Here is a 22,948-nt window from a genome sequence, read left to right as displayed (position 1 = left end):
CCACTCGCACCCCCTGCGGAGCGCACCCCCTCCTTCGCGAGGAGCATTGGCGCCACACTGACGCCACCACCAACCGAACTGGCGCACGGAAGGTGCCATGTTCGCGCCAACCCGCCTCTCCATCGCCGCGGCCGGGCGGCACAGGACGCGACCGGACGACCCACCGAGCACGTCGCCACCTCGGGCGACACCGGGACGCCCTGCACTCGGAACAGAAACAGCAGGCACGACTCCGCCCTGATGATGCCCTTTCGTCGGCCATCAAACGGAGGGCAGCGTTCAGAATCAGCCACCCCAAAGGGCCCAGGCCGGGACACCACTTGAATGGCGCCACTCATGTGCCATCATGGCGTCATGAACTTCACGCCATACGTCGATGATTTTCGGCACGGGTTCGTCGTCGCAGCGGACGCGGGCGGGGAAGGAGGGTGGGCCCCCGGCGGAGAGCGCCGTGCGGCGCCGGACCCGTCCGCGCCGCACGCCGAGGACCTCGCCTGGCACCACCGCCCGTCCGAACCGCCGCCGGGCACACCGCCCCGCGGGATCCCCCTCGGCCTGCTCAGCGCGGCCCTCTCCGGCGGCTACATCCGGCTCCAGCTCTCCAGCCCGGGCGACCTGGACGCGGCCGCCGCCCTGTTCGACAGCGCCGTGCCCGACCACGAGGTGCTCGCCCTCCACGTGCCCGGCGACGGCACCGCGGCCACGCTGCGCGCCGCCCTCGGCGTGCTCGACGAGGCGGGCATCGAGATCACCGCGATCACCGTGCACACGCCCGGCCTCGGCGAGGTCGTCTCCACGTTCCTGGACCCCGAGGACCCGGGCCGCTAGCTCCGGCGCGGCGCTCGGACCGCCGTGAGCAGCGGCAGCGTCCGTGGCCCCACCACCTCCGGCGTCGTCTGGAAGACCGGCGGGCGGTGCGGGTCGGTGCGCAGCCCGGGGAAGCGCGCGAGCAGGATCTCCAGGGCGATCCGCGCCTCGAAGCGGGCCAGCGGCGCGCCCAGACAGAAGTGGATGCCGCGACCGAAGCCCAAGTGCGGGTTGGGGTCGCGTTCCGGCCGGAAGCCGTGCGGATCGGCGAAGACGCGCGCGTCCCGGTTCGCCGCGCCGAGCCACAGCGCGACGACCTGCCCCGCGGGCAGCCGCCGCCCGCCGAGTTCCACCGCGCGGGTCGTCGCCCGGTAGAAGATCGAGAAGGGCGGCAGCAGCCGCATCGCCTCCTCGATCACCCCCGGGACGAGGGCCCGGTCCGCCCGCACCCGCTCCCGGGCCCCGGCGTGGGCGTCCAGGCAGAGCACCGCGTTGCCCAGCAGTATCGTCGTCGTGATGTGCCCGGCGACGAGCAGCAGTTGGGCGAAGTTGCCGAGGGCCGCCGCGCTCAGCCGCTCCCCGTCCACCTCGGCCCGTACGAGCGCGGTCAGCAGGTCGTCCTGCGGGCGCCGCCTGCGCTCCTCGGCGTGCGTGCCGAAGTACGCGCTCATGCGCGCCGACAGGTCGAGGACGGCCGTGACCGTCTCCGCGGTCTCCGCCGTGCCGCCGGCCGCTGCCACCTCGGTGCGCGCGAGCAGCTCCTCGGCCCACTGCCGGAACAGCTCCCGGTCCTCGCCCGGCACCCCGAGGAGCTCGGCGATGACGGTCACCGGCAGCGGATGGGCGAGATCCGCCACGAGGTCCATCGCCGGGCCGCCCTCGACCCGGTCGAGCAGCTCGTGGGTGAGGGCGCCGATCCGCGGCCCGAGCCCGGCCACGAGCCGGGGCGTGAAGGCGCGGCTGACGATCCTGCGCAGCTTGCGGTGCTCGGGCGGGTCCAGCTGCGTGAGCATGCCGCCGCGCTCGTACTCCGGTGCGTCGGGCGCGAAGTGGCGTACGACGTCGGACGAGTAGGCGCCGGGGTCGGCGAAGACCTCGACGGCCTCCCGGTGGCCGTACACGTTCCAGACGCCGAGCCGCTCGTCGAACTCGACGGCCCGCGCGGGCTCCTGACCCCGCAGCCAGAAGTGCAGCGGGTGCGCTCCCCACTCGTCGACGAGCAGGGTGAGCGGCGAGGAGCACGTTGAGTGATACGTCATGAAAAATCACCTGTTTCAGATCGCGCGTTGTTCCAGAGCGCGCGGAGGCGGGGGCGCGGTCCTGCACCGCGGGACGCGAGGGGGCGGCAGCGAGGACGCGCAAGGCCGTCAGGCCGAGGGGGCGGGCCGGGCGGGCGCGGCGGAGGCCGCCGTCACCGTGGATGCCGTGGGCGTGAGCATGGATGCCGCAGGAACAGCACCGTCACGGGCGCCGCGCGGGCGTCACCAGGCGCGGTCCACCGGAGTCGGGGCCGCCGGGCGAGTGCCGTGGCCGGAGCCCGGCGCGGTGCTCAGACCCGGCGTATGACGATGTCGCCGCGGCTGGTGGCGGCGTGTATCTCCACGGCCTTGCCGGGCTCCTCCGGGGCGGCGGACGCGCCCAGGGAGTTGCGTATGTGGCCGACCTTGGTGTGGATGTCGAGCCAGGCGGCCGTGCCGCTCCTGACCCCTATCTCCAACTGGCCCGTCGCGGCCCGGAGTTCGACGCGGCCGCGGGACACCTCGCCGAGGCGGACGTCACCGGTCACGGAGCGCGCGGCGACGGCGTCGTGGACGCGGCCGATGGTGATGTCGCCGCGGTTCACGGTCGCCCGCAGCGGGCCCGTGACCTCTTCGATGGCGGAGTCCCCGCTGGAGTTCCTGAGGGTGAGCGGACCGTCGATGCGGCCGACCGAGATGTCACCGGAGGCGACGCGGATGTCGGCCTCGCCGATGGCGCTGCCGATCCTGACGTCGCCGTATCCGGTGTTGAGCTGGAGGCGTCCGGCGCGCTCCAGATGGATCTTGCCGACCTCCGTCTTGAACGCGCACTCCCCCAGCTCGCCCTCGACGTACAGGTCGGCCACGAGGGCGTCGCCCGACACGTCGGAGCCCGCGGGCAGGTCGACGGTCACGTCGACGGAGCCGCCGGAGCCGAAGAGGCTGCGCCGCTTGGGCGCCCTGATCAGGAGCCGGCCGTGGGCGAACTCGACCCGGGTCTGCTCGGCGGCGTTGCGGTCCGCCTGGCTGAAGCCGCTGCTCGGGCTCACCTCGACGACGGTGCGGGCGCCGGCGCCCGCGGTGAAGCGCAGGACCCCGGCGTTGAGCTGCAACGAGACCGAGATCGGCTCGGGGGTGTCGAAGGCTGGCATGGCTGCCCCGTCCTCATGGGTTCTGCCGGGCGTCCCCGGTGGGACGGCGAGGGAAGGCGGCGTGCCGACAGGCGGCACGCGCTCCGCGACGCCATGATGGCATCACTCTGGCGCCACGGCAAGCCAGAGCTGGCGCGCGCCGACGCCTGGCAGGTGCCAGTGGGTGCGGCGGGGGCCGTTCCGGATCGCCGGAAGGCCGCCCGCCGACGGCGAGCGGCCCTGGGTCGGCTGTCGGTCAGCGCGTGGCGCCGCGCCGCGCCCGCTCGAGGATGCCGGGCAGGGCGCGCAGGAACGCGGTCACCTCGTCCTCGCCCACGATCAGCGGCGGGGCGAGCCGGATCGTGTCGGTCCCGACCGCGTTCACCAGGAGACCCGCGTCCTGGGCCGCCTGCTGCACCTGCGCGGCGAGCGGCTCGGTCAGCACGATGCCGAGCAGCAGCCCGGCCCCGCGGACCCGGTCCACCAGCGGGTCGCCGAGCGCCTCGATGCCCTGGCGCAGCGCCTCGCCCTGGCGCTTCACGTGGTCGAGGAGGCCGTCGCCGTGGATCGTGTCGAGGACGGCGAGCGCGGCGGCGCACGCGACGGGGTTGCCGCCGAACGTGGTGCCGTGCGCGCCGGGCGCCAGCAGGTCCGCGGCCGGGCCGAAGGCGAGCGTCGCACCGATCGGCAGCCCCCCGCCGAGCCCCTTGGCGAGCGTGAGGACGTCCGGCTCGACGCCCTGCGCCTGGCACTCGAACCAGTGCCCGGTGCGGCCGATGCCGGTCTGCACCTCGTCGAGGACGAGCAGCGCCCCGGCGGCGCGGGTGATCTCGCGGGCCGCCGCGAGATAGCCGGGCGGCGGCACGACGACGCCGTTCTCGCCCTGGATCGGCTCGATGACGACGAGCGCGGTGTCGGCGTCGACGGCGGCGCGCAGCGCCTCGGCGTCACCGAAGGGCACATGGGTGACCTCGCCGGGCAGCGGCTCGAAGGCCGTGCGCTTGGCGGGCTGCCCGGTCAGGGCGAGCGCGCCCATGGTGCGGCCGTGGAAGCCGCCCTCGGTGGCGACCATCCGGCGGCGGCCGGTGAGCCTGCCGATCTTGAAGGCCGCCTCGTTGGCCTCGGCGCCGGAGTTCGAGAAGAACACCCGGCCGGAGCGCCCCGTGAGGCGAAGCAGCCGCTCGGCGAGCAGCACCGGCGGCTCGGCGATGAACAGGTTCGACACGTGGCCGAGCCGGGCGATCTGCTCACTGACGGCACGGACCACGGCCGGGTGCGCGGTGCCCAGGGAGTTCACGGCGATGCCGCCGAGGAAGTCCAGGTACTTCTTGCCGTCCGCGTCCCAGAACGCGGCGCCCTCGCCGCGCACCAGCGGCACCCGCGGCGTGCCGTAGTTGTCCATCAACGACGCCTGCCAGCGCTCGGTGAGCGCCGCTGCCTGCCCGCCCGTGCCGGTCCCGGCCGCGCGTCCGGCGTCGCTTATGTCCTCGCTCATCGCGTCCCCTCTTTTGCGGCCGCGCCCGTCGCGGCCCTCGTGCGGCGGCGCCCGTGGCCCCGGGTCGCGGGGGCGGGTCGCCGTCGTCCTTCGGACCCGATCATCGCAAGCCCTCCTCGATGTCCGGCATGACGAGGGTGCCGATCTCCTCGCGCGTGAACATCTCCAGGAGCACCGAGTGCTGGACGCGGCCGTCGATCACGCGCGCGCTGCCCACGCCGTTGCGGACCGCGTGCAGGCACCCGGCCATCTTCGGCACCATGCCGTCGTGCAGATCGGGCAGGACCTTCTCCAGCTCGCTCGCGCTGAGCCTGCTGATGACCTCGTCGCTGTCCGGCCAGTCCCGGTACAGGCCCTCGACGTCGGTGAGGAACACCAGCGTGTGCGCGTTGAGGGCGGCGGCGACCCCGGCGGCGGCGGTGTCGGCGTTCACGTTGTAGACGTACTCGTCGTCGACGCTGCGGGCGATGGGCGAGATCACCGGGATGCGGCCGTCGTCGAGCAGGGCCTCGACCGCGCCGGGGTTCACCCCGACGATCTCGCCGACCCGGCCGATGTCGACGCGCTCGCCGTCCTCGTTCTTCGGCCGGTGCTTGGTCGCCGTGATGGTGTCGGCGTCCTCGCCGGTCAGGCCGACGGCGAGCGGTCCGTGCTGGTTGATGAGCCCGACGAGCTCGCGCTGCACCTGTCCGGCGAGAACCATGCGGACGACGTCCATGGCCTCCGGCGAGGTGACCCGCAGGCCCTCCTTGAACTCGCTCGGAATGTCGTGCAGCCGCAGCGCGGCGCTGATCTGGGGGCCGCCGCCGTGGACGACGACGGGCTTGAGCCCGGCGTGCCGCAGGAAGACGACGTCGTGGGCGAAGGCGGTCTTCAGCTCGTCGTCGATCATGGCGTTGCCGCCGAACTTGATGACGCAGATCTTGCCTTGGTGGCGGTTCAGCCAGGGCAGCGCGTCCATCACGGACTGCGCCTTCACCAGTGCGGGGTGTTCGTGGGTGGCGATCCTCATGACGAGTACGCGCTGTTCTCGTGGACGTACTCGGCCGTGAGGTCGTTCGCCCACAGCGTGGCCCCCTCGGTGCCGGCCGCGAGGTCCGCGGTGATGACGACCTCACGGCCGCTCATGTCCACGCCGTCGCGGTCCGCGCCGATCGAACCGTCCTTGCAGACCCACACGCCGTTGATGGCGACGTTCAGCCGGTCGGGCTCGAAGGCGGCGCCGGTGGTGCCGATGGCCGACAGGACGCGGCCCCAGTTGGGGTCCTCGCCGTGGATGGCGCACTTGAGGAGGTTGTTGCGGGCGATGGACCGCCCGGCCTCCACCGCGTCGTCCTCGGTGGCCGCGTTGACCACGTCGATGCGGATGTCCTTGCTGGCACCCTCGGCGTCGCCGATCAGCTGCCTCGCCAGGTCCTCGCAGACCGCACGGACCGCCTCGGCGAACGCGGCGTAGCCGGGGGTCTTCCCGGAGGCACCGGACGCGAGCAGCAGCACGGTGTCGTTGGTGGACATGCAGCCGTCGGAGTCGACCCGGTCGAAGGTGAGCCGGGTCGCCTCGCGCAGCGCCCGGTCCAGGGTCTTGCGCTCCAGGTCGGCGTCCGTGGTGAGGACGACCAGCATGGTGGCGAGGCCGGGGGCGAGCATGCCCGCGCCCTTGGCCATGCCGCCGACGGTCCAGCCCGCGCCCTCGAAGACGGCCGTCTTGTGCACGCTGTCCGTCGTCTTGATGGCGATGGCGGCCTTCTCGCCGCCGTCCTCCGACAGGGCGGCCACCGCGGTGTCGACGCCCGGCAGCAGCCGGTCCATCGGAAGCCGGGTGCCGATGAGCCCGGTGGAGGCCACCGCGACCTCTCCGGCGCGGTGGCCTTCGAGGACCTCGGCGACCTTCTCGGCCGTGGCCCGCGTGTCCTGGAATCCGGGGGCGCCCGTGCAGGCGTTGGCCCCGCCGGAATTGAGGATGACGGCGCTCACGGTGCCGCCCCTGATGACCTGTTCGCTCCACACCACGGGGGCGGCCTTCACCCGGTTCGCGGTGAAGACACCGGCTGCGGCCCGGCACGGGCCGTTGTTCACGACGAGGGCCAGATCAGGATTTCCATTGCTTTTGATTCCGGCCGCGACGCCTGCGGCCGAAAAACCTCGTGGTGCCGTGACGCTCATGGCTCTGCTTCTCCTCAAGCGGAAGTTCCCGGCTTCCCGGGAAGGCCGAGGGGGGCCATTGGCAAGGGCGTCGACCACGGCCCTGACATTGCCTGGTCGACGCCGCCCCATTCCTCGATTCTGACGACTCCGACGGCTCGGCGTCGAAACTCAACAACGTGCTGCCGGTTCCTTTGCGTTGCCCGCCCGCTGACTGGCCGCGCGGCTCGCCGACGGGCTTCGGGGAAGTGCGCGGAACGTCGGGTGGGGCCGACCGGCAGCTCGCAACAAACTACCCGCGAATCCGGCGCGCGGCACCGGTGCGTTGTCCTGTCCACAGGACGTGCGGCGGGCGGCGGGCGCCATAGCGGCGGCGGCTCCGCCGGTCTCCGTAGTGGTGGGGGCCGGGGCGGTCCGGATTCGCACCTGACTTTTCACCCCGGCGTCGATACGGATTTCCCGTCGGCGCAGTATCGTCCCGGGACGGTCCCGGCAATTCCCCGGCGACGGGCGGATCTGGACGCCGGGGCCGCATCGAACGACAATGGCGGAGCCGGTACCCGGCCCGCGGACGGCTTGGCCGCGGCGGCGGGCCCCGGCCCGCCGGGGGGGTTTCTCCTTCGCCGGTGCACCGCGGCAGACGGATTCCGCGGGGCCCGAGGACCTGTCCGGCCGGTGACCAGACCTTTCGAATTGGAGTGACTATGAGCAGCAACCCGTTCGACGACGCGGACGGCCGGTTCTACATCCTGGTGAACGACGAGGAGCAGCACTCGCTGTGGCCGTCCTTCGCCGAGGTGCCCGCCGGCTGGCGGGTCACGTTCGGTGAGGCGAGCCGCCAGGAGTGCCTGGACTACGTGGAGCAGAACTGGACCGACCTGCGTCCCAAGAGCCTCCGCGACGCCATGGCAGCGGACAAGGCTGCGTGACGCGCTCCGCGCACCCCTGAGGGCCCCGACGCCGGAAACGGTGCCGGGGCCCTCTCGTCTGCCCCTCGTCCGCCCGTACCCGTACGCGTTCGGCCCGCCAGCCGGAGGGCTGACGGGCCGCGGTGCGGAGCGGGTGCGGAGAGCCGGTGCGGAGGGACCTGGTGGGCGCCTAGGCCTCGCTGCCGACCCGGGCGGGCTCCGCGCGGCGCTCGACGATGGAGTCGGCGATCTCACCGCTGCGGATGGCGAGGTTCGAAAGGAGCGACGAGGTCAGGCCGTGCGTGTGCTCGGTGCCGCCCTGGAGGTAGATGCCGCAGGACAGACCGGGCTCGGTGACCACGCGGTAGTCGCGCTCCACCTGGTGGCGGCCCTGCGCGTCGCGGCGGCAGAAGCGGTCGAGGTCGCCGAGCAGGTTCGTGGCGTCCATGCCCTCGTAGCCGGTGGCGAAGACGAGCGCGTCGACGTCGATCTCCTGCTGGGCCTCGCCGCCCAGCAGCGAGTGCAGCACGACACGGGTGTCGTCGCCGGAGCGCTTCACCTCCTTGACCCGGGTGAGGTTCAGGAAGTGCAGGCGCTTCTCGCCCGCGACCTCTTCCTCGTAGGAGCGCCGGAACAGCTCACGGATCACGTCGTCGTCGACGACGGAGTAGTTCGTGTTCTTGTGGTAGCGCCAGAACGCGTCACGCGTCGTCTCGCTGCCGAAGTAGTAGTGGTCGACCGCGTCCGGGTCGAACACCTGGTTGGCGAAGGGCGTGTCGTCGGCCACGGAGTAGCCGTACGACGGGAGGATCGCCGACACCTGCGCGTGCGGCAGCATGTCGTGCAGGTACTTGGTGATCTCGGCCGCGCTCTGCCCGGCGCCGACCACCGCCACGTTCCGCAGCTCCTGCGGGTCCATCCGGCCGTACTTCGCCAGGAACTCCGAGCTGTGCCAGACGCGTTCGTCGCGCTCCATGCCCTCGGGCATGCGCGGCACGAGGCCCGTCGAGACGGCGACGTTGCGGGCCCGCACGACGCGGGTCGCACCGCTCGCGGTGTCCCGGACCGTGATGTCGAGATGCTGCTCCGGGCCCGCCCCCGCGTCCTCGGGAAGCCGGATGTCCGTCACTTCCGAGTTGTAGGTGACGCGGTCGCTGAAGTTCGACTCGGCCCATTCCAGGTACTGGTGGAACTCCTGGCGGGTCGGGAAGAAGTCCTGGTTGTTCACGAACTGCACGAGGCGGTCCGAGGCGTGCAGGTACGACACGAAGCTGTACCGCGACACGGGATTACGGAAAGTGGCCAGGTCCTTCAGGAACGAAATCTGCATCGTCGCCTGGGGAAGCAGCATGTTGCGGTGCCAGCCGAAGGCCGCCTGGCGCTCGAAGAAGGCGGCCTTGACCGGCCGGCCCGACGCGTTGTTCTGGTGTTCCTCCAGGGCGATGGCCAGGGACAGGTTGGACGGGCCGAACCCGATGCCAACGATGTCGTATATCTCGTGTTCACGAGTACCCATAGATAATCTCCCGCTGGTGTAGCTTCGACAGGGACTTCCGCGTAATCGCTGAGGTTTCAGTGCTGCGGTTGCCCGAGAGGACCTCGGCCGGAAATGCTGTCAACTGTCGTTTCTGAAGTGCGGCTGATGGTCTCGAACATCTCGACCGGTGGTCCGGAAGAACACGCATTGAGTATTGCGCTGGAGAACACCGCCACGCCAACTTAGAGGGGCCGGGCGGACCTTTCAAGAGGCCCCGGCAGCCGCGGCTGGCCGGGCACCGCTGTCCCGTCGACAGGACAGCCGAGCCGCTCGTCCCCAATTCGGGTCGTGCCACGCGAAGCGTGGGTAACGTCGGCGACTTGGCGCGCCGCACCGTGAGTGATTTCAACGAAAGGTGAGCTCCGGATGTTTGTTCCGAGCCAGTACCGCCAACCGGACAGTTCATGGATGGTTGACCTGATCCACGGCAATCCCCTGGCGCTGTTCGTGAGCAACGGCACCGCGGAAGCGGGTCCGTTTGCCACGCATCTGCCGGTAATCCGGGACCCGGAGTGGAACGGGGAATGGTCCGAGGACCTCTCGGGCGGCCGGCTGCTCGGCCATATGAACCGGGCGAACCCGCACTGGAAGGCGCTCGAGTCGGGCACCGTGAACCTGCTGACGTTCACCGGACCGCACGGTTACGTTTCCCCGACGGTCTACGACGTGACGCCGGCCGCGCCGACGTGGAACTTCACCTCCGTCCATGTGCACGGCGTCGTCGAGAAGATCGAGGGCATCGAGAACACCCTGGACGTCGTGAAGGCGACGGTGCAGGCCTATGAAGGCGCCTTCGGTGACGGCTGGGACATGTCCGAATCGTTGGAGTACTTCCGGAAGATCGTGCCTGCCGTGGGCGCCTTCCAATTCAGGGTGACCAGCGCCGAGGGCATGTTCAAGCTCAGCCAGGAGCAGCCGGACGAGGTGCAGGAGCGGGTGCGCCGTTCGTTCGGCGGGCGCGAGTGCACCCGGCACCAGGCGACGGCGAGCCTCATGAGCAAGCTGCCCTGAGGTTCCACCCCCGGATACGGCCGACGGTACGGGCAGCGCCCGCCACACTCACGGGCCCGAGGGGCCCGTACCGTCGGCACCCACCGCCGCGCACATGAGGCGCGCGCACGACGTGAGACGTGCGCGCGACACGTACGACGCGGCCGTCGGCGCGCACGTGTAGGGCCCGCACCCTCCCGGGTGCGGGCCCTACACGTGTGGTGCGTCGGATCAGGCGCTGATGCCCGCCTTCTCCTGCTCCTCTTCCTCCTCCAGGGCGCGCTCGGCGGCGGTGTCGAGCGTCGCGAGCACCCACTGTTCGAAGTCGATGCCCGACTGCTCGGCGGCCTTGTGCCACCACTGGAGGCGACTGCCCGGAACCGCGAGGCGCCGCATCGTCTCAGGGGTCGGCGTGCCGTCGCGCACCTCGTCCTCGCGCGCCATGCGGATCGCGCTGCGCAGCTGCTTGGTGGTCCACTGAAGCTGCTCCGCGCGGTCGAGCCACAGCTCCTGCTCGTCGACCGGCAGGGACGCCAGTTCGGCATGGTGCTGGAAACTCAGCGCCGCGCGCCGACGGCTGAAGTCGAAACGCCGCGAAACCCACGCGTAGTTGCGCAGCGTCTGGTACTGGAGCCCCGCCGCGCGAATTCCCCGCTGATAGCGGTCGGTGTAGTGGTCCTTGCCGTATACCAGCCAGTCCCCCAGCCACCAGGAAGAGGAGTTCACAATTCCGGAGAGCTGGCGTCCGGCCCGCTCCCAGTCCTCGAAGGTCAGCCCGGCGGGCATTTGGAGGCCCACCTTCGTCGTCAGTACCTGGCCACGACGCTCGTCCACTCGGCGCTGCCGCGGGACGGAATTCGCGTTTCTACGGAACAGCACAACCTTCGAGCCCTCGAGGTCGCTGACCTGGTTCGTCATCATGCCTCCATGTGAATGAACTTCGAACGAACGCGGGCATAACGGACCGCGCTCGATCGGGAAAAAGCCATGCGGGCTTGGCAGCCGTGTCCAAGATCCCCTGGGGATCGGTCGCCGTCGCACAACGCGAGGCACAGGCATGCCAATCGATCACAGCCGATCGGCCGGATGAAAGCTCGTTCGAGCCGCTCTCCGCAGCAGGTCGTCACAGTTCCGTCAACGGACGGATGGACCTGTCGGAGTGGCCACGCGCGCATCCCGCCGTCAGGCAGCCTCTAGCCGAGGCGGCCTCCGGCGCTGAGCACGGGCAGGTCCGGCCGTTCGGCGCACCCGTCAAGGCTGCGCGGAAGGCATTCAGTCGGCATGTGTGTGGATACGTACATCAACTACTCGCCCCGTTCAACTACTCGCCCCGTTCGCCTGGACCACTCCGTTCCGTCCCGTCGGTCCCGACGTGTCCCCCGTCGGTCCCGACGACCCGGATTCGCAGTGGTCTCTTCCAAAGGCCTACCCGAGTAGAACCCGGCACCTGTTGGAGATTCAAGGAAGAGGCCGTCGCTCGTCGCGACTTTTCGAAGTCCGAACAAGCTAGCCCAACTTCGCTATCCCTGTCATGGGTGGCGTGGACCTCTCCGCAGCGCTCACGGGAACCGTATTGACGATTGCCTTCCGCCAGTCAAGGCAAGAATTAAGCCAAATCCACGACAGGGCAAACAGTTGCACACGAGAAGGGGGCACACGGGAGGGCGGGGCGGGTCCTCAAGTTTGCTGGCTCAGCCATGGCAAACAGTGCCGACCCTCACCACTTCTGCGCCATAGCGGAATCTCGGGCTCGTCAGGGAACACTAGCATTATCCATACGGATTCTTAACGCCCTTTACGCGCCCCCTGGCGCCACTGCGCCACCAGCTCCCGCCGAGAGCAACTACGAGAAGGGCCATGCGGAGTTCGAGTCCTCCGGCGACCCGGGAGGTGAAAAGGGAGGAAGCGGTGCGTGGCGGAGGCGCCCGGACGGTCGCCCGATGTCGGAATCATGAATTCCGCCGTGCGGGCGAGGGTGGCCAGGACCGGTGGAATCGGCAAGCGACATTCCGCCCGGCTCGTGACCGGGGCGGCCGTCGACCGCGCGACACGGCGGTGGAGGGCTCGGGCGCGGGCGGTCCGCCGACGTGCCGAGTGCCCCGAAGAGGCGTCTACGCCCCAATTTGCAGCCGTGGTTGTCACATCTGTCACGCCCGCAGCAAGATGGTGCGCGGCGCTCTCGGATCCTAGACTCAACGCTCGGCAGCCGCCGCTCAGGGATGTCCGGGAGGGATTGCAGCATGGTTGTGCCCTGCGCATTGCCAATATCGACTCCGGTCAGCGAGGTACCCGACCCCCATCTCGCGTCACCTTTCAGCGACTTCACCGACCAGGTCTTCCAGAACCTGCGCCGCGCGGACCAGCGTCGCTGGGCCGGCGCCTATCTGGCGGGGCTGCTCATCACTCCCGGCAAGAAGTCGGTGCGCCGCCTCGCCGGAGCCGTCTCGGCCTCTCCCACCGCGGTGCAGTCCCTGCGTCAGTTCGTGAGCCTCAGCCCCTGGGACTGGGACCCGGTGATGCACGAGCTGACCCGCTGGGCGGAGAGCCACGGACCCGCTCCCACCTGGGCGATCGGCCGTGCGGTGCTGCCCAAGCGCGGCGACCGCTCCGTGGGCGTGCACCGCTACTTCGACCCGGCCACCGGCCGCACCCTCAACTGCCAGCTCGGTCTCGGCGCGTTCCTCTGCATCGGGGCCCTCCAGGTCCCGGTGGACTGGCGACTGCTGCTGCCCGCGCCCTGGACCGAGGACCCGCAGCTGCGCCGTCGCGCGCGGATCCCCGACGAGGTGTGCCACCGCCCGCTGTGGGCGCAGGCCCTGGACCTGGTCGACACCCTGGAGGCCAGGACCGAGCCGACGACCGCGCCGGTCGTCGCCGACATGAGCGACGACCCCGACGCCGCGCTCTTCCTGCGCGGTCTCAGCCTGCGCGCCCGCGACTTCGTCGTCGCCGTCCCGCCGCACCTGAAGGTCCTGCCCGTCGGCGAGCGCATCCCCAGCGGCCCGGAGCCGGTCAGCGCGCGGACCCACGTCTCGCAGGGCAACACCGAGACCGTCCTGGTGACCTCCCCGGACGGCCGCCAGCAGGAGCTGATGGTCCAGTCGATCCTGGTACGGATGCCGGGAGCGCGGGCCGGGGCCACCCCGGAATACCCCTACAGGCTCTTCACCGAAGTACTCCCCGAAGGCGGCCAAGGCGTCATGTGGCTCACCAGCCTCACGCATCGCCGTCTCGACAACGTTGCCTCACTGGCCACCCGTCGACACGGCACCACCGCGGCCGTCGCGGGCATGGAGCGGCACTTCGGCCTCCTCGACTTCGAGGGCCGTTCGTTCCCCGGCTGGTATCACCACATGACCTTGGTTTCGGCCGCGTACACGTATCAGCGGCTGACGCATCGGCCCGCCCCGCGACACCTTCCGTGCTGTCCGACGCCCCTGCCGCAGAACGGCTGGGAGCGGTTGCACTTGGCGGAACGCTAGCCCTTCTCGCGGCCCGCTCGCCGCCTTTCCGTTTCCGTTCGTTAAGTGGAATTTCCCGTTGGCCACGTTGACAGCGCCGCCCCTCCGCCGCCATGTTCCGCTACGCAATTGAAGCCCCGCTCAAGGGCATATGCGCGTACGCCGAACACCGAACTCGGCACAAAGAAGCGGCATACGGCGGCGCCCCCATGGATATGTCTCAGTTGCGGGGTCTGGCCGAAAGGGGAGCACGGCGTCGGCAGTTCACGGGGAAGCCGCTCCGCGATGGCGCGGGACCGCCCGGGGGATTTCCCAACAAGGGCGCCGCGCGGCTGAGTTCACAGGAACGGCGTGCATAATCAATGCACCGGCCCGCGCCGGAAGGGTGCGGCCCTGGAAACCGCCGGGGGAGGTCGGTCTCCAGGGCCGCTGGATCGGTCCGCCGCGCGGCAGCACAGCGGGCCGAAGCTCTAAAAACGCGGCCCGCGCCGGGGTCGAACCAGGCGCGATACCGCTCGGCCGCGCGTCACCGGGTCAGTTCACCCAGCCCGTGAAGCGCTGGGCGCTCGCCGGAGCGCCCTGCGGGACGCGCTGGTCGGCCCGACGGCCACGGTCGTCGTACTCCAGCGTCGCGGACACCGCCCGGACCAGCCAGGCGTTGACCGACAGTTGTTCCCGGCCCGCGGCCTCCTCGATCCGGGCCTTGAGGTGCTCCGGCGGCCGGAAGTTGATGCGGGATGTCGCCCCCTCGTCCCCGCCCGCCGTCAGTGGCGCCAGTGACACCAAGGGTGGCACCACGCCCGTGTGCCCACGGTCATGGTCCCGGTCGTCCTCCCCACCGAAGAAACGGTCCTGCGGGGGCAGCTTGACCACGAACGTCGGATCGAGGCCGCGCAGGCGGATCTCGACCGACCCCGGCGCCATGTCGCGGGTGATCTCGTCCACGGCGGTCGACAAGGCATCGAGCAGCGTGAGTCGTACAGCGGAACCCAGCGGCGCGACCAGCCGTCCGGCGAGGTCGCGCGTCTCCTCGTCGCCCGCCTCGACCGCTGCGGCGAGCTCCTGCCACAGATGATCGACGTACCGCGTGAGTTCCATGGCGCCATCGTCGCACCATTGTGGCACCACGCGCAAGCTTTCGAATCATTGCGCCTGGAAGGCGGCCGCTGCCCGGCGGGCCACCGGTGGCCCGCCCCGGCCGTGTGCAGGGCACACACACCTCCTGGCCGTTGGCCGGTTGTCGCTCCTGGGCCTAGCGTGGAAGGGAGCGCGGGCTGCGGGTGCGGGGCGCACCGCCTCGCGCCCGGAGCGCGCTGTCCCATCCCAGGGGGGCGGGAGGTCGGAGCACCATGTCCACGAACCCTGAGGGCACCCCGTGCTGGGCGGACGCCATGTTCCCCGACATCGGGGCGGCCAAGGACTTCTACGGCGAACTGTTCGGCTGGACCTTCGCGGAGGGGTCGGCCGAGTTCGGCGGCTATACGCAGGCGTACAAGGACGGCAGGGCCGCGGCGGCGGTGATGCCGCAGATGCCGGACATGGCCGGGCAGCCGCCCGCCTGGAACCTGTACTTCGAGACGCCGGACATCGCCGCCGCCGCGAGCAGGATCCGCGACAACGGCGGCTCCCTCGTGATGGAGCCGATGCCCGTCGGCGACTTCGGCACCATGACCACGGCGCAGGACCCGAGCGGCGTGTACTTCAGCGTGTGGCAGCCGGGCAGCCACCGGGGCTTCGAGCTCGTGGGCGCCCCGGGCGCGTTCTGCTGGGCGGAGGTCACGACGCGGGAGGCGGAGAAGGCGGACGCCTTCTTCCCCGCGGTCTTCCCCTTCGAGGTCAAGCGCATGGAGGACGAGCACGTCGACTTCCACGTCTGGCAGCTCGACGGCCGGCCGGTCGTGGGGCGCATGAAGATGCCGCCGGAGGTGCCGGCCGAGGTGCCGCCGCACGTGAACGTGTACTTCGGCGTCGACGACTGCGACGCGGCCGCGGACCTGGTGAAGCGGAGCGGGGGCCGACTGCTCTTCGGGCCGATGTCCTCGCCGTTCGGCCGCTTCGCGACGGTGACCGATCCGCAGGGCGCGGCGTTCTCCGTCATCGACCTGGCGACGACCGAGGGCGAGATGCCGAAGATGACGTGACGCGCGCCACGCGCGGCGCCCGGTCGGGGCACGGCCGTCCCGGCGGGCCCTGACACGGGGCCGCGGGCACGACAAAAGGCCGCTTCCGCATCGCTGCGAAAACGGCCTTCGACCCGCTGTGAAGCTGGTCGGGACGACAGGATTTGAACCTGCGACCCCTTGACCCCCAGTCAAGTGCGCTACCAAGCTGCGCCACGTCCCGTTACCCGCTGACCTGGGGTTTCCCCTGGCCGAACGCGCACCGAAACCATACCGCACTCCGGCCGGTGATCGCTCCCGCCTTTCCCCCTTGACCTCAAGCAGGCTTGAGGTTGCAGGCTCGTCGGCATGACGACCACAACGGCACGCACCTTCACGTACGCGGACCTCCCCGGCCTGATGGGCCTGATGACGGGCGACGAGAAGCACGGCCCCGCGGCGACGTCCACGCTCGACGCCCTCTGGGTCCTCTACGACCGTGTGCTGCGGGTCACACCCGAGGGCGTGGACGACCCGGGGCGCGACCGCTTCCTGCTGTCCAAGGGGCACGGGCCGATGGCCTACTACGCGGTCCTCGCCGCCAAGGGCTTCCTCCCCGTGGACTGGCTGGAGGGCTTCGGCGCGTACGACTCGCCGCTCGGGCACCACCCGGACCGGGTGCTCGTGCCGGGCGCCGAGATCGGCAGCGGCTCCCTGGGGCACGGCCTGCCCCTCGCGGTCGGGACCGCCCTCGGCCTCACGGCGCGCGGCCTCACGGATCCGCACGTGTGGGTGCTCGTCGGGGACGCCGAGCTGGACGAGGGCAGCAACCACGAGGCCATCGCCTACGCCGGGCCCGCGGGCCTGGAGCGGCTGCACACGCTCGTGATCGACAACGCCTCCGCCTCCTACGCGCGCCCCGGCGGCATCGCCGCCCGCTTCGAGGCCGCGGGCTGGTCCGCCCTGACCGTCGACGGCCGTGACCACGACGCCCTGTACGCGGCCTTCACCGCGCCGCACCCGGGGCGCCCGCACGTGGTCGTGGCCCGCGTCGAGCCCAAGGAGTTCGCGGGCGAGCCCGAGTCCGCCTGAGCCCCGCGCCACCGTCCCGCACCCGCCTCCTCCCGGAAGGACCCCTCCCCCATGGACACCATGCGAGACCGTTTCGCCCCCGTCATGTCCCGGCTGCTCGACGAGGACCCGCGCGTCGCCGTCGTCCTCGCCGAGATCGGCGTCGACGCCTTCAAGGACGCGATGCGCGCGCACCCGGACCGGGTGATCAACGTCGGGATCCGCGAGCAGCTGCTCGTGGGCACCGGCGCGGGCCTGGCGCTCGCGGGCCTCAGGCCCGTCGTGCACACCTTCGCGAGCTTCCTCGTGGAGCGGCCCTTCGAACAGATCAAGCTCGACTTCGGGCACCAGGGCGTGGGCGGGGTGCTCGTCAGCGCGGCGGCGTCCTTCGACTGGCCCGAGGGCGGCTTCACGCACATGGCTCCGGGCGACGTCGGGGTCCTCGACACCCTGGACGGCTGGGCCGTGCACGTCCCGGGCCACCCGGACGAGGCCGAGGTGCTCCTGCGGCACGCCGTGGGCCCGGGGGCCGGGGCGGCGCCCGCGGACGACAAGGCCTACGTACGGCTGTCCACGCAGTCCAACGCGGCGCCGATGCCCGTCGACGGCAGGCGCTTCCTCACCGTGCGCGAGGGGCGCGGGGGCGTCGTCGTCGCCGTCGGCCCGCTGCTCGACCACGTCCTCGCGGCGACGGAGGGCCTCGACGTCACCGTCCTGTACGCGACGACGGTGCGGCCCTTCGACGGGGACGCGCTGCGCCGGGCCGTCGGGGCGGGCACCGCCGCCGATGTCGTCCTCGTCGAGCCCTACCTCGCCGGGACGTCCACGGCCGCCGCGAACGACGCGCTCGTCGACGTGCCGCACCGGGTCCTGGGGCTCGGCGTCGGCCGGGCGGAGCTGCGGCGCTACGGCCGCCAGGACGAGCACCTCCGCGCCCACGGCCTGGACCCGGCCTCCCTGCGCGAGCGCGTCACCGGCTTCCTCCGCGCGGGGGCCTGACCCGGGGGCCGCGCAGCCCCGGGCCCCGCTCTTCCGGCGCTCCGCCCCCAGGAACCGGGAAGGGGCGGGCCCGGGGACTCCCGGTAGGGCCTACTCGGCCGGCACGCCCAGACCCGGGTGGGCCTCAAGGAGGCGCGTGGTGGCGGCCTGCCGCCAGGAGTCGGCGAGGATGATCCCCAGCTCCTGCTCGTCGAGCGCGGCGAGCCGCACCCGCACCCACGCGAAGGACGCCTCGTGCTCGGCGATCCAGAACTTCTCGGGCTCCGCGAGCACCAGCTCGTCCCGCTCCACCTTCGGGCAGCGCACGGCGATGGACGTCTCGTCCTCGGGGAGCGTGGCGAACATCTTGCCCGCGACCCGGAAGGTCGGCATGCTCCAGGCGATCTTCTCCGTCGTGTCCGGCAGAGCGAGGGCGGTGCGGCGTACGTCGTCGGCGTTGACCATGGAACGAACGGTAGCCAACGCCACTGACAGCCACCCGCCGAGGCCTCCCTCACCCCACGCGCGCGTCCAGCCAGTCCGTGAGGTCCCGCTGCACCTCGTCCCGGTCGGTCTCGTTCAGGATCTCGTGCCGCGCGCCCTCGTACGCCTTCCAGCCGAGGTCGCGCACGCCCGCGTAGCGGAGGTCCTCCAGGAGCTCGTAGACGAGCGTCATGCCCTGGTTGCAGGGGTCCTCCGTGCCGACGGCGACGTGGACGGGGAGGTCCGCGGGGATGCGGGCGAGGTGCCGCGGATCGTTGATCTTGCGGACGGCGCGCACCCAGTCCAGCGAGAGCCCCGCCGAGAACGGGAAGCCGCAGCGCTCGTCGGCGGCGTACGCGTCGACCTCGGCTTCGTCCCGCGAGAGCCACTCGAAGCCGGTGCGGTGCGGGTAGGGGTCGTTGAACGCGGCGAACAGCTCCCGGACGAAGGACGAGCGGGCCGCCCGCCCGCCGGCGGCGACCTCGGCCCGCAGCCGCGCGAGCGCCGACTCGGTCTCCGCGCCGGGCAGCGAGCGGAACGTGCCGGACAGGATGAGGCCCGCGAGCCCGTCGGGGTACTCCTGGGCGTGGTCCCGGGCGAGCATCGAGCCGAGGCTGTGCCCGAACAGCACCACGGGGGTGCCGGGGTGGAGGCTGCGGACCTGGTCGCCGACGGCCTTGAGGTCGTCCACGATCGCCCGCCAGGCGTCGGGCCCGTCATCGGACGTCTCCCCCGCCGCCGCGCCGCCGGGGCCCGCCTCCGCGACCCCGTAGCCGCCCGTGGCCTGGGCCGTCGCCCCGTGGCCCCGGTGGTCGGAGGCCACCACGCCGTAGCCGTGCGCGGTGAGGTGGCGGGCGAACCGGTCGTAGCGCAGGGCGTGTTCGGCGGCTCCGTGGGCGATCTGGACGAAGGCGCGGGGCCTGCCGTCGCGGGGCTGCCAGGTGTAGGTGGCGACGGGTACGCCGTCCGACGCGGTCAGCAGCCCCGCGGTGTAGGTCACGGGTGTCACGCGCGCGTGGTCGTGGTCCGGCATCGAGGAGCTCCCTGTCAGGCTGCGACTGCGTCCTGCCCACGTCTCCCCCGCACGCGGGGCGCCAACCCTCCGCCTCCCCCGGGCGGCGGCACGCGCGGTCCGGGCGGGCCGCGAACTACGCGCCCGCGGCGAGGAGTTTGTAGAAGAAGGTGGTCGGGCTCAGCGCGCCCCGCGGGTCGGCCGCGTGGTCCGGCACGACGCCGAGCCGGGTCCAGCCGGACGAGGCGTACAGGGACTCGGCCGGGCTGTCCGTCCGGGTGTCCAGGAGCAGCAGCGTCACGCCGGAGCGGGCCGCCTCCCGCTCGGCGAGGCCGAGCAGGGTCCGGCCGAGGCCCCGGCCCCGGGCGTCGCGGCGCACGAGGAGCTTGACGAGTTCGGCGCGGTGGCGGGCGTTGGGCTTGTCGGCGAGGGCGAGGCCCACGGTGCCGGCGAGCCGTGGGCCGTCGTGGACCACCCAGGTCTCCAGACGGCCCGCGGCCAGCTCCGGGGCCCGGCCGCGCCACCAGCGGGCGGCCTCCTGCCGGTCGAGCCCGGCGAGGAAGCCGACGGAGGCGCCGCCCTCCACGGCGTCGACGAGCAGGCCGGCCAACTCCTCGGCGAGCGCGACCAGTCGCTCCGGCGTCAGCCGCTCCAGGGCGAGCTCCGCGGTCACGGCGCCACCACCAGGAGCGCGTACCGTACGGGCCGCTCGCCGAGGCAGCGGAAGCGCGTGCCGCCCCACACCCGGAAGCGCAGGCAGTCCCCCGCCGCGAGGGCGTGCGTGACCTCCCGCACGGTGACGGCGAGGCCGCCCTCCAGGACCCAGAGGTGCTGTTCGAGGCCGGGCACGGGCGGCCGGTCGTAGCTGAGGTCGGCGCCCGGCGCGAGGGTGGCGTCGACGACCTCGCCGCGCAGCCCGGTCTGCGGCGGCGAGACGGACCGGCGCGTGAAGCCCGAGGCGGTGTCCGTCCACACCGCCTGGTCGGCCGCGCGGACCAGTTGGGCGGGGGCCGCCTCGACCTCGCTGAGGAGCTGCGACATGGTGCGGCCGTAGACGGCGCACAGCCGGTTCAGGAGGGCCGCGGTCGGGCTGATCTCCGCGCGCTCGGCACGTGACAGGGTCGAGCGGCTCACACCGCTGCGGTCCGCGAGTTCGCCCAGGGACCAGCCGTGGTCGGCGCGCAGCTCGGCGAGGCGGGCGGCGAGCCGGGTGTCGACATCGGCGGCCCCCATGTCATCGTTTCCCATATTCGGGACCCTATCCCAGATATGAGAATCGCGGCTGTGCCGTCGGTGTTCCGGCGGTCGCGCGTCGCCGCCTCAGTCCTCGGCCGCCGCGTCCTTCAGGGCGCCGAGCACCGGCGCGATCAGCGGGTGCGCCTCCGCGCCGCAGCGCACGGCGGCGAACACCCGTCGCGTGGGCGCGATCCCGTCCACGGGCCGGACCGCCACCCCGGTCACGTCCATGCCCCGCAGGGCGGAACGGGGCACGAGGGCGACCCCCGCGCCCGCCGACGCCAGGGCGACGACCGCGCGGAAGTCATCCGATGAATGCTCCATGACCGGCTGGAACCCGGCCTGCTCACAGGCGAGAACCACCACGTCGTGGCAGGGGTTGCCGGGGAAGGGGCCGATCCACGCGTCCTTGGCGAGGTCGGCGAGCGGCACCCGGCCGCCGTCGGCGAGCCGGTGCGTCACGGGGAGCACCGCGTCGAAGGGCTCGGCGTACAGCGGTACGCGCGTCAGGCGCGGGTCGTCGGCGCCGGGCGCGCCGCGGTACTCCACGGCCACCGCCACGTCCACCTGCCGGTCGAGCACCATCGGCAGGCTGGCGTCGCCCTCGGCGTCCTGGACGCGCACCCGGATGCCGGGCGCCGTCTCGGCGAGGCGGGTCAGGGCGGGCGCCACGACCAGGCCGATGCCCGTCGCGAACGCCGCGAGCGTCACCGTCCCCGCCGCGCCCGAGCTGTACGCGGCCAACTCGGCCTCGGCCCGCTCCAGCTGGGCAAGGACGGCGTTGGTGTGCGTCAGCAGGATCTCGCCCGCGGGGGTGAGCCGCACCCCCCGGGCCGAGCGGTCCACGAGCCGGTGCCCCGTCTCCTGCTCAAGAGCCGTGAGCTGCTGCGACACGGCGGACGGGGTGAGGTAGAGGGCGGCGGCCGCGGCGGTGACGGTGCCGTGGTCGGCCACCGCGCGCAGGATGTGCAACCGCCGGGCTTCGATCATGCCCCGATTCTCCCACCCACCCGCCCGACGACGAACGCGCCAGCGGCCCAGCAAGCCCGTCCGGCGTGTGGGGACGAGCGCGCAGCGCGACGCAGGGGCGGGCGGGTGGGGAGATCAAGCCCCGGCAGGGCGGGGCAGGGCAGGGCGCTAGGCCCCAGCCGCATCCAGTTCGGCCCGCGCGGCGACGAACGCGTCGACGGCCCGCCCCACGTCCTCCGTGGAGTGCGCCGCGGACAGCTGCACGCGGATCCGGGCCTGGCCCTGCGGCACCACCGGGTAGGAGAAGCCGATGACGTACACGCCGCGCTCCAGGAGCAGCTCGGCCATGCGTCCGGCCTTCGCCGCGTCCCCGATCATGACGGGCGCGATGGCGTGGTCGCCGGGCAGCACGTCGAAGCCCTCGGCGGTCATCCGGGAGCGGAAGAGCTGGGTGTTCGCCGCCAGGCGCTCGCGCAGGTCACCGGCCGCCTCAAGGAGGTCGAGGACCTTCAGCGAGGCCGCGGCGATCACCGGGGCGAGCGTGTTGGAGAACAGGTAGGGGCGCGAGCGCTGGCGCAGCAGCGCGACGATCTCGGCGCGCGCGGCGACGTAGCCGCCGGAGGCGCCGCCGAGCGCCTTGCCGAGGGTGCCGGTGATGATGTCGACGCGGTCCATGACGCCGTGCAGCTCGGGGGTGCCCCGGCCGCCGGGGCCGACGAAGCCGACGGCGTGCGAGTCGTCGACCATGACCATGGCGTCGTACCGCTCGGCGAGGTCGCAGATGTCCGCCAGCGGGGCGACGTAGCCGTCCATGGAGAAGACGCCGTCGGTGACCACGAGCTTGCGCCGGGCGCCGGCCTCGGTGGCCTCCTTGAGCTGCTTCTCCAGGTCGGCCATGTCGCGGTTGGCGTAGCGGAAGCGGCGGGCCTTGGAGAGCCGGATGCCGTCGATGATCGAGGCGTGGTTGAGGGCGTCGGAGATCACCGCGTCCTCGGGCCCGAGCAGCGTCTCGAAGACACCGCCGTTGGCGTCGAAGCAGGAGGAGTACAGGATCGTGTCCTCCTGGCCGAGGAACGCGGACAGGCGCGCCTCCAGCTCCTTGTGGACCTCCTGGGTGCCGCAGATGAAGCGCACGGAGGCCATGCCGTAGCCCCAGCGGTCGAGCGCCTCGTGGGCGGCGGCGATCACCTCGGGGTGGTCAGCGAGGCCGAGGTAGTTGTTCGCGCAGAAGTTCAGCACCTCGCCGGGGCGGCCTCCCGCGGTGACGGCGACGGTCGCCGACTGCGGGGTGCCGATGACCCGCTCGGGCTTGTGCAGGCCTGCGGCGCGGATCTCGTCGAGGGTGGCGGCGAGGTCGGCGCGTACGGAGTCGAACATCGAGGAGTCCTTCGG

The 22,948-nt window shown here is 72.0% G+C and carries 21 protein-coding genes and 1 tRNA gene; 7 read left to right on the top strand and 15 right to left on the bottom strand.

Annotated elements, in window-relative coordinates:
- The first annotated feature begins 354 nt into the window (after positions 1-354).
- Positions 355-828 carry a hypothetical protein gene (locus MQV74_RS33665; RefSeq protein WP_242726499.1) on the top strand — a complete coding sequence of 158 codons (474 nt, stop codon included), beginning with the start codon at positions 355-357 and terminating at the stop codon, positions 826-828.
- Here MQV74_RS33665 and MQV74_RS33660 read toward each other — a convergent pair.
- From MQV74_RS33660 to argJ, 5 genes are all read right to left on the bottom strand, one after another.
- Positions 825-2,066, bottom strand: coding sequence for a cytochrome P450 (locus MQV74_RS33660; RefSeq protein WP_242726497.1), 1,242 nt, complete (start codon positions 2,064-2,066; stop codon positions 825-827). The two genes, MQV74_RS33665 and MQV74_RS33660, sit on opposite strands and share 4 nt — an antisense overlap.
- Before the next feature lie 290 nt (positions 2,067-2,356).
- Positions 2,357-3,196 (bottom strand): DUF4097 family beta strand repeat-containing protein, encoded by an 840-nt coding sequence (locus tag MQV74_RS33655; RefSeq protein WP_242726495.1) that lies wholly within the window; start codon positions 3,194-3,196, stop codon positions 2,357-2,359.
- Between the two features lie 235 nt (positions 3,197-3,431).
- A complete protein-coding gene (locus MQV74_RS33650) occupies positions 3,432-4,670 on the bottom strand; it encodes an acetylornithine transaminase (RefSeq protein WP_242726493.1) in 1,239 nt (412 codons plus the stop codon).
- Between the two features lie 100 nt (positions 4,671-4,770).
- The gene (gene argB, locus MQV74_RS33645; RefSeq protein ID WP_242726492.1) at positions 4,771-5,682 is read right to left on the bottom strand and encodes an acetylglutamate kinase; all 912 of its coding nucleotides are present in this window, start codon (positions 5,680-5,682) and stop codon (positions 4,771-4,773) included.
- Positions 5,679-6,833: a bifunctional glutamate N-acetyltransferase/amino-acid acetyltransferase ArgJ gene (gene argJ / locus MQV74_RS33640; RefSeq protein WP_242726490.1), complete on the bottom strand. Its 1,155-nt coding sequence runs from the start codon at positions 6,831-6,833 to the stop codon at positions 5,679-5,681. Before argJ ends, argB begins: the two co-directional genes overlap by 4 nt.
- A gap of 683 nt (positions 6,834-7,516) precedes the next feature.
- On the opposite strand from argJ, the gene MQV74_RS33635 reads away from it, so the two are divergent.
- Positions 7,517-7,741, top strand: a complete 225-nt coding sequence (locus tag MQV74_RS33635; RefSeq protein ID WP_138962850.1) for an MbtH family protein — start codon at positions 7,517-7,519, stop codon at positions 7,739-7,741.
- 169 nt (positions 7,742-7,910) lie between these two features.
- Here MQV74_RS33635 and MQV74_RS33630 read toward each other — a convergent pair whose 3' ends face one another.
- Positions 7,911-9,236 carry a lysine N(6)-hydroxylase/L-ornithine N(5)-oxygenase family protein gene (locus tag MQV74_RS33630; RefSeq protein ID WP_242726488.1) on the bottom strand — a complete coding sequence of 442 codons (1,326 nt, stop codon included), beginning with the start codon at positions 9,234-9,236 and terminating at the stop codon, positions 7,911-7,913.
- Between the two features lie 387 nt (positions 9,237-9,623).
- Between MQV74_RS33630 and MQV74_RS33625 the strand changes: the two genes are divergently transcribed.
- Positions 9,624-10,268, top strand: coding sequence for an FMN-binding negative transcriptional regulator (locus MQV74_RS33625; protein ID WP_138962846.1), 645 nt, complete (start codon positions 9,624-9,626; stop codon positions 10,266-10,268).
- A gap of 210 nt (positions 10,269-10,478) precedes the next feature.
- Here the strand turns inward: MQV74_RS33625 and MQV74_RS33620 are convergent, their stop codons facing one another.
- Positions 10,479-11,168: an LmbU family transcriptional regulator gene (locus MQV74_RS33620; protein ID WP_242726484.1), complete on the bottom strand. Its 690-nt coding sequence runs from the start codon at positions 11,166-11,168 to the stop codon at positions 10,479-10,481.
- 1,319 nt (positions 11,169-12,487) lie between these two features.
- Between MQV74_RS33620 and MQV74_RS33615 the strand changes: the two genes are divergently transcribed.
- Positions 12,488-13,729 carry an IS701 family transposase gene (locus MQV74_RS33615; protein WP_441349347.1) on the top strand — a complete coding sequence of 414 codons (1,242 nt, stop codon included), beginning with the start codon at positions 12,488-12,490 and terminating at the stop codon, positions 13,727-13,729.
- 513 nt (positions 13,730-14,242) lie between these two features.
- Here the strand turns inward: MQV74_RS33615 and MQV74_RS33610 are convergent.
- A complete protein-coding gene (locus tag MQV74_RS33610; protein WP_242726481.1) occupies positions 14,243-14,806 on the bottom strand; it encodes a hypothetical protein in 564 nt (187 codons plus the stop codon).
- A 251-nt stretch (positions 14,807-15,057) separates the two neighbouring features.
- Between MQV74_RS33610 and MQV74_RS33605 the strand changes: the two genes are divergently transcribed.
- Positions 15,058-15,849 (top strand): VOC family protein, encoded by a 792-nt coding sequence (locus MQV74_RS33605; protein ID WP_242726479.1) that lies wholly within the window; start codon positions 15,058-15,060, stop codon positions 15,847-15,849.
- A 125-nt stretch (positions 15,850-15,974) separates the two neighbouring features.
- Here the strand turns inward: MQV74_RS33605 and MQV74_RS33600 are convergent.
- Positions 15,975-16,051 (bottom strand) — tRNA-Pro (locus tag MQV74_RS33600).
- A gap of 125 nt (positions 16,052-16,176) precedes the next feature.
- On the opposite strand from MQV74_RS33600, the gene MQV74_RS33595 reads away from it, so the two are divergent.
- Both MQV74_RS33595 and MQV74_RS33590 read left to right on the top strand, forming a co-directional pair.
- Positions 16,177-16,899, top strand: coding sequence for a transketolase (locus MQV74_RS33595; protein ID WP_242726477.1), 723 nt, complete (start codon positions 16,177-16,179; stop codon positions 16,897-16,899).
- A 51-nt stretch (positions 16,900-16,950) separates the two neighbouring features.
- Positions 16,951-17,877 carry a transketolase family protein gene (locus MQV74_RS33590; protein ID WP_242726475.1) on the top strand — a complete coding sequence of 309 codons (927 nt, stop codon included), beginning with the start codon at positions 16,951-16,953 and terminating at the stop codon, positions 17,875-17,877.
- A 90-nt stretch (positions 17,878-17,967) separates the two neighbouring features.
- Here the strand turns inward: MQV74_RS33590 and MQV74_RS33585 are convergent, their stop codons facing one another.
- The 6 genes from MQV74_RS33585 to MQV74_RS33560 all read right to left on the bottom strand — a co-directional run bounded on the left by MQV74_RS33585 (position 17,968) and on the right by MQV74_RS33560 (position 22,933).
- Positions 17,968-18,321 (bottom strand): MmcQ/YjbR family DNA-binding protein, encoded by a 354-nt coding sequence (locus tag MQV74_RS33585; protein ID WP_242726473.1) that lies wholly within the window; start codon positions 18,319-18,321, stop codon positions 17,968-17,970.
- 49 nt (positions 18,322-18,370) lie between these two features.
- Positions 18,371-19,372, bottom strand: a complete 1,002-nt coding sequence (locus MQV74_RS33580) for an alpha/beta fold hydrolase (RefSeq protein ID WP_242726471.1) — start codon at positions 19,370-19,372, stop codon at positions 18,371-18,373.
- 115 nt (positions 19,373-19,487) lie between these two features.
- On the bottom strand, positions 19,488-20,024 hold the full coding sequence (locus MQV74_RS33575) for a GNAT family N-acetyltransferase (RefSeq protein WP_242726469.1): 537 nt from the start codon (positions 20,022-20,024) through the stop codon (positions 19,488-19,490).
- Positions 20,021-20,599: a helix-turn-helix domain-containing protein gene (locus tag MQV74_RS33570; RefSeq protein ID WP_242726467.1), complete on the bottom strand. Its 579-nt coding sequence runs from the start codon at positions 20,597-20,599 to the stop codon at positions 20,021-20,023. The genes MQV74_RS33575 and MQV74_RS33570 overlap by 4 nt, the downstream gene beginning before the upstream one ends.
- 72 nt (positions 20,600-20,671) lie before the next feature.
- Positions 20,672-21,577, bottom strand: a complete 906-nt coding sequence (locus MQV74_RS33565; RefSeq protein ID WP_242726464.1) for a LysR family transcriptional regulator — start codon at positions 21,575-21,577, stop codon at positions 20,672-20,674.
- Positions 21,578-21,724: 147 nt separating this feature from the next.
- Positions 21,725-22,933, bottom strand: coding sequence for a glycine C-acetyltransferase (locus tag MQV74_RS33560; protein ID WP_242726462.1), 1,209 nt, complete (start codon positions 22,931-22,933; stop codon positions 21,725-21,727).
- Positions 22,934-22,948 lie beyond the last annotated feature (15 nt).

The organism is Streptomyces sp. AN091965 (assembly GCF_022698285.1).
Classification (GTDB): Bacteria; Actinomycetota; Actinomycetes; order Streptomycetales; family Streptomycetaceae; genus Streptomyces.
Note: the sequence above shows the minus strand (reverse complement) of the source record. Positions and strands in the feature narration are given on the sequence as shown.

What these genes read in the sequence shown, in the direction of transcription:
- MQV74_RS33625 (WP_138962846.1), top strand. Translation starts at nt 9,624, where the DNA reads ATGTTTGTTCCGAGCCAGTACCGCCAACCGGACAGTTCATGGATGGTT.
- MQV74_RS33565 (WP_242726464.1), bottom strand. Translation starts at nt 21,577, where the DNA reads ATGATCGAAGCCCGGCGGTTGCACATCCTGCGCGCGGTGGCCGACCAC.
- MQV74_RS33650 (WP_242726493.1), bottom strand. Translation starts at nt 4,670, where the DNA reads ATGAGCGAGGACATAAGCGACGCCGGACGCGCGGCCGGGACCGGCACG.
- MQV74_RS33660 (WP_242726497.1), bottom strand. Translation starts at nt 2,066, where the DNA reads ATGACGTATCACTCAACGTGCTCCTCGCCGCTCACCCTGCTCGTCGAC.
- argB (WP_242726492.1), bottom strand. Translation starts at nt 5,682, where the DNA reads ATGAGGATCGCCACCCACGAACACCCCGCACTGGTGAAGGCGCAGTCC.
- MQV74_RS33665 (WP_242726499.1), top strand. Translation starts at nt 355, where the DNA reads ATGAACTTCACGCCATACGTCGATGATTTTCGGCACGGGTTCGTCGTC.
- MQV74_RS33580 (WP_242726471.1), bottom strand. Translation starts at nt 19,372, where the DNA reads ATGCCGGACCACGACCACGCGCGCGTGACACCCGTGACCTACACCGCG.
- MQV74_RS33620 (WP_242726484.1), bottom strand. Translation starts at nt 11,168, where the DNA reads ATGATGACGAACCAGGTCAGCGACCTCGAGGGCTCGAAGGTTGTGCTG.
- MQV74_RS33630 (WP_242726488.1), bottom strand. Translation starts at nt 9,236, where the DNA reads ATGGGTACTCGTGAACACGAGATATACGACATCGTTGGCATCGGGTTC.
- argJ (WP_242726490.1), bottom strand. Translation starts at nt 6,833, where the DNA reads ATGAGCGTCACGGCACCACGAGGTTTTTCGGCCGCAGGCGTCGCGGCC.
- MQV74_RS33570 (WP_242726467.1), bottom strand. Translation starts at nt 20,599, where the DNA reads ATGGGAAACGATGACATGGGGGCCGCCGATGTCGACACCCGGCTCGCC.
- MQV74_RS33635 (WP_138962850.1), top strand. Translation starts at nt 7,517, where the DNA reads ATGAGCAGCAACCCGTTCGACGACGCGGACGGCCGGTTCTACATCCTG.
- MQV74_RS33595 (WP_242726477.1), top strand. Translation starts at nt 16,177, where the DNA reads ATGACGACCACAACGGCACGCACCTTCACGTACGCGGACCTCCCCGGC.
- MQV74_RS33655 (WP_242726495.1), bottom strand. Translation starts at nt 3,196, where the DNA reads ATGCCAGCCTTCGACACCCCCGAGCCGATCTCGGTCTCGTTGCAGCTC.
- MQV74_RS33585 (WP_242726473.1), bottom strand. Translation starts at nt 18,321, where the DNA reads ATGGTCAACGCCGACGACGTACGCCGCACCGCCCTCGCTCTGCCGGAC.
- MQV74_RS33605 (WP_242726479.1), top strand. Translation starts at nt 15,058, where the DNA reads ATGTCCACGAACCCTGAGGGCACCCCGTGCTGGGCGGACGCCATGTTC.
- MQV74_RS33590 (WP_242726475.1), top strand. Translation starts at nt 16,951, where the DNA reads ATGGACACCATGCGAGACCGTTTCGCCCCCGTCATGTCCCGGCTGCTC.
- MQV74_RS33615 (WP_441349347.1), top strand. Translation starts at nt 12,488, where the DNA reads ATGGTTGTGCCCTGCGCATTGCCAATATCGACTCCGGTCAGCGAGGTA.
- MQV74_RS33610 (WP_242726481.1), bottom strand. Translation starts at nt 14,806, where the DNA reads ATGGAACTCACGCGGTACGTCGATCATCTGTGGCAGGAGCTCGCCGCA.
- MQV74_RS33560 (WP_242726462.1), bottom strand. Translation starts at nt 22,933, where the DNA reads ATGTTCGACTCCGTACGCGCCGACCTCGCCGCCACCCTCGACGAGATC.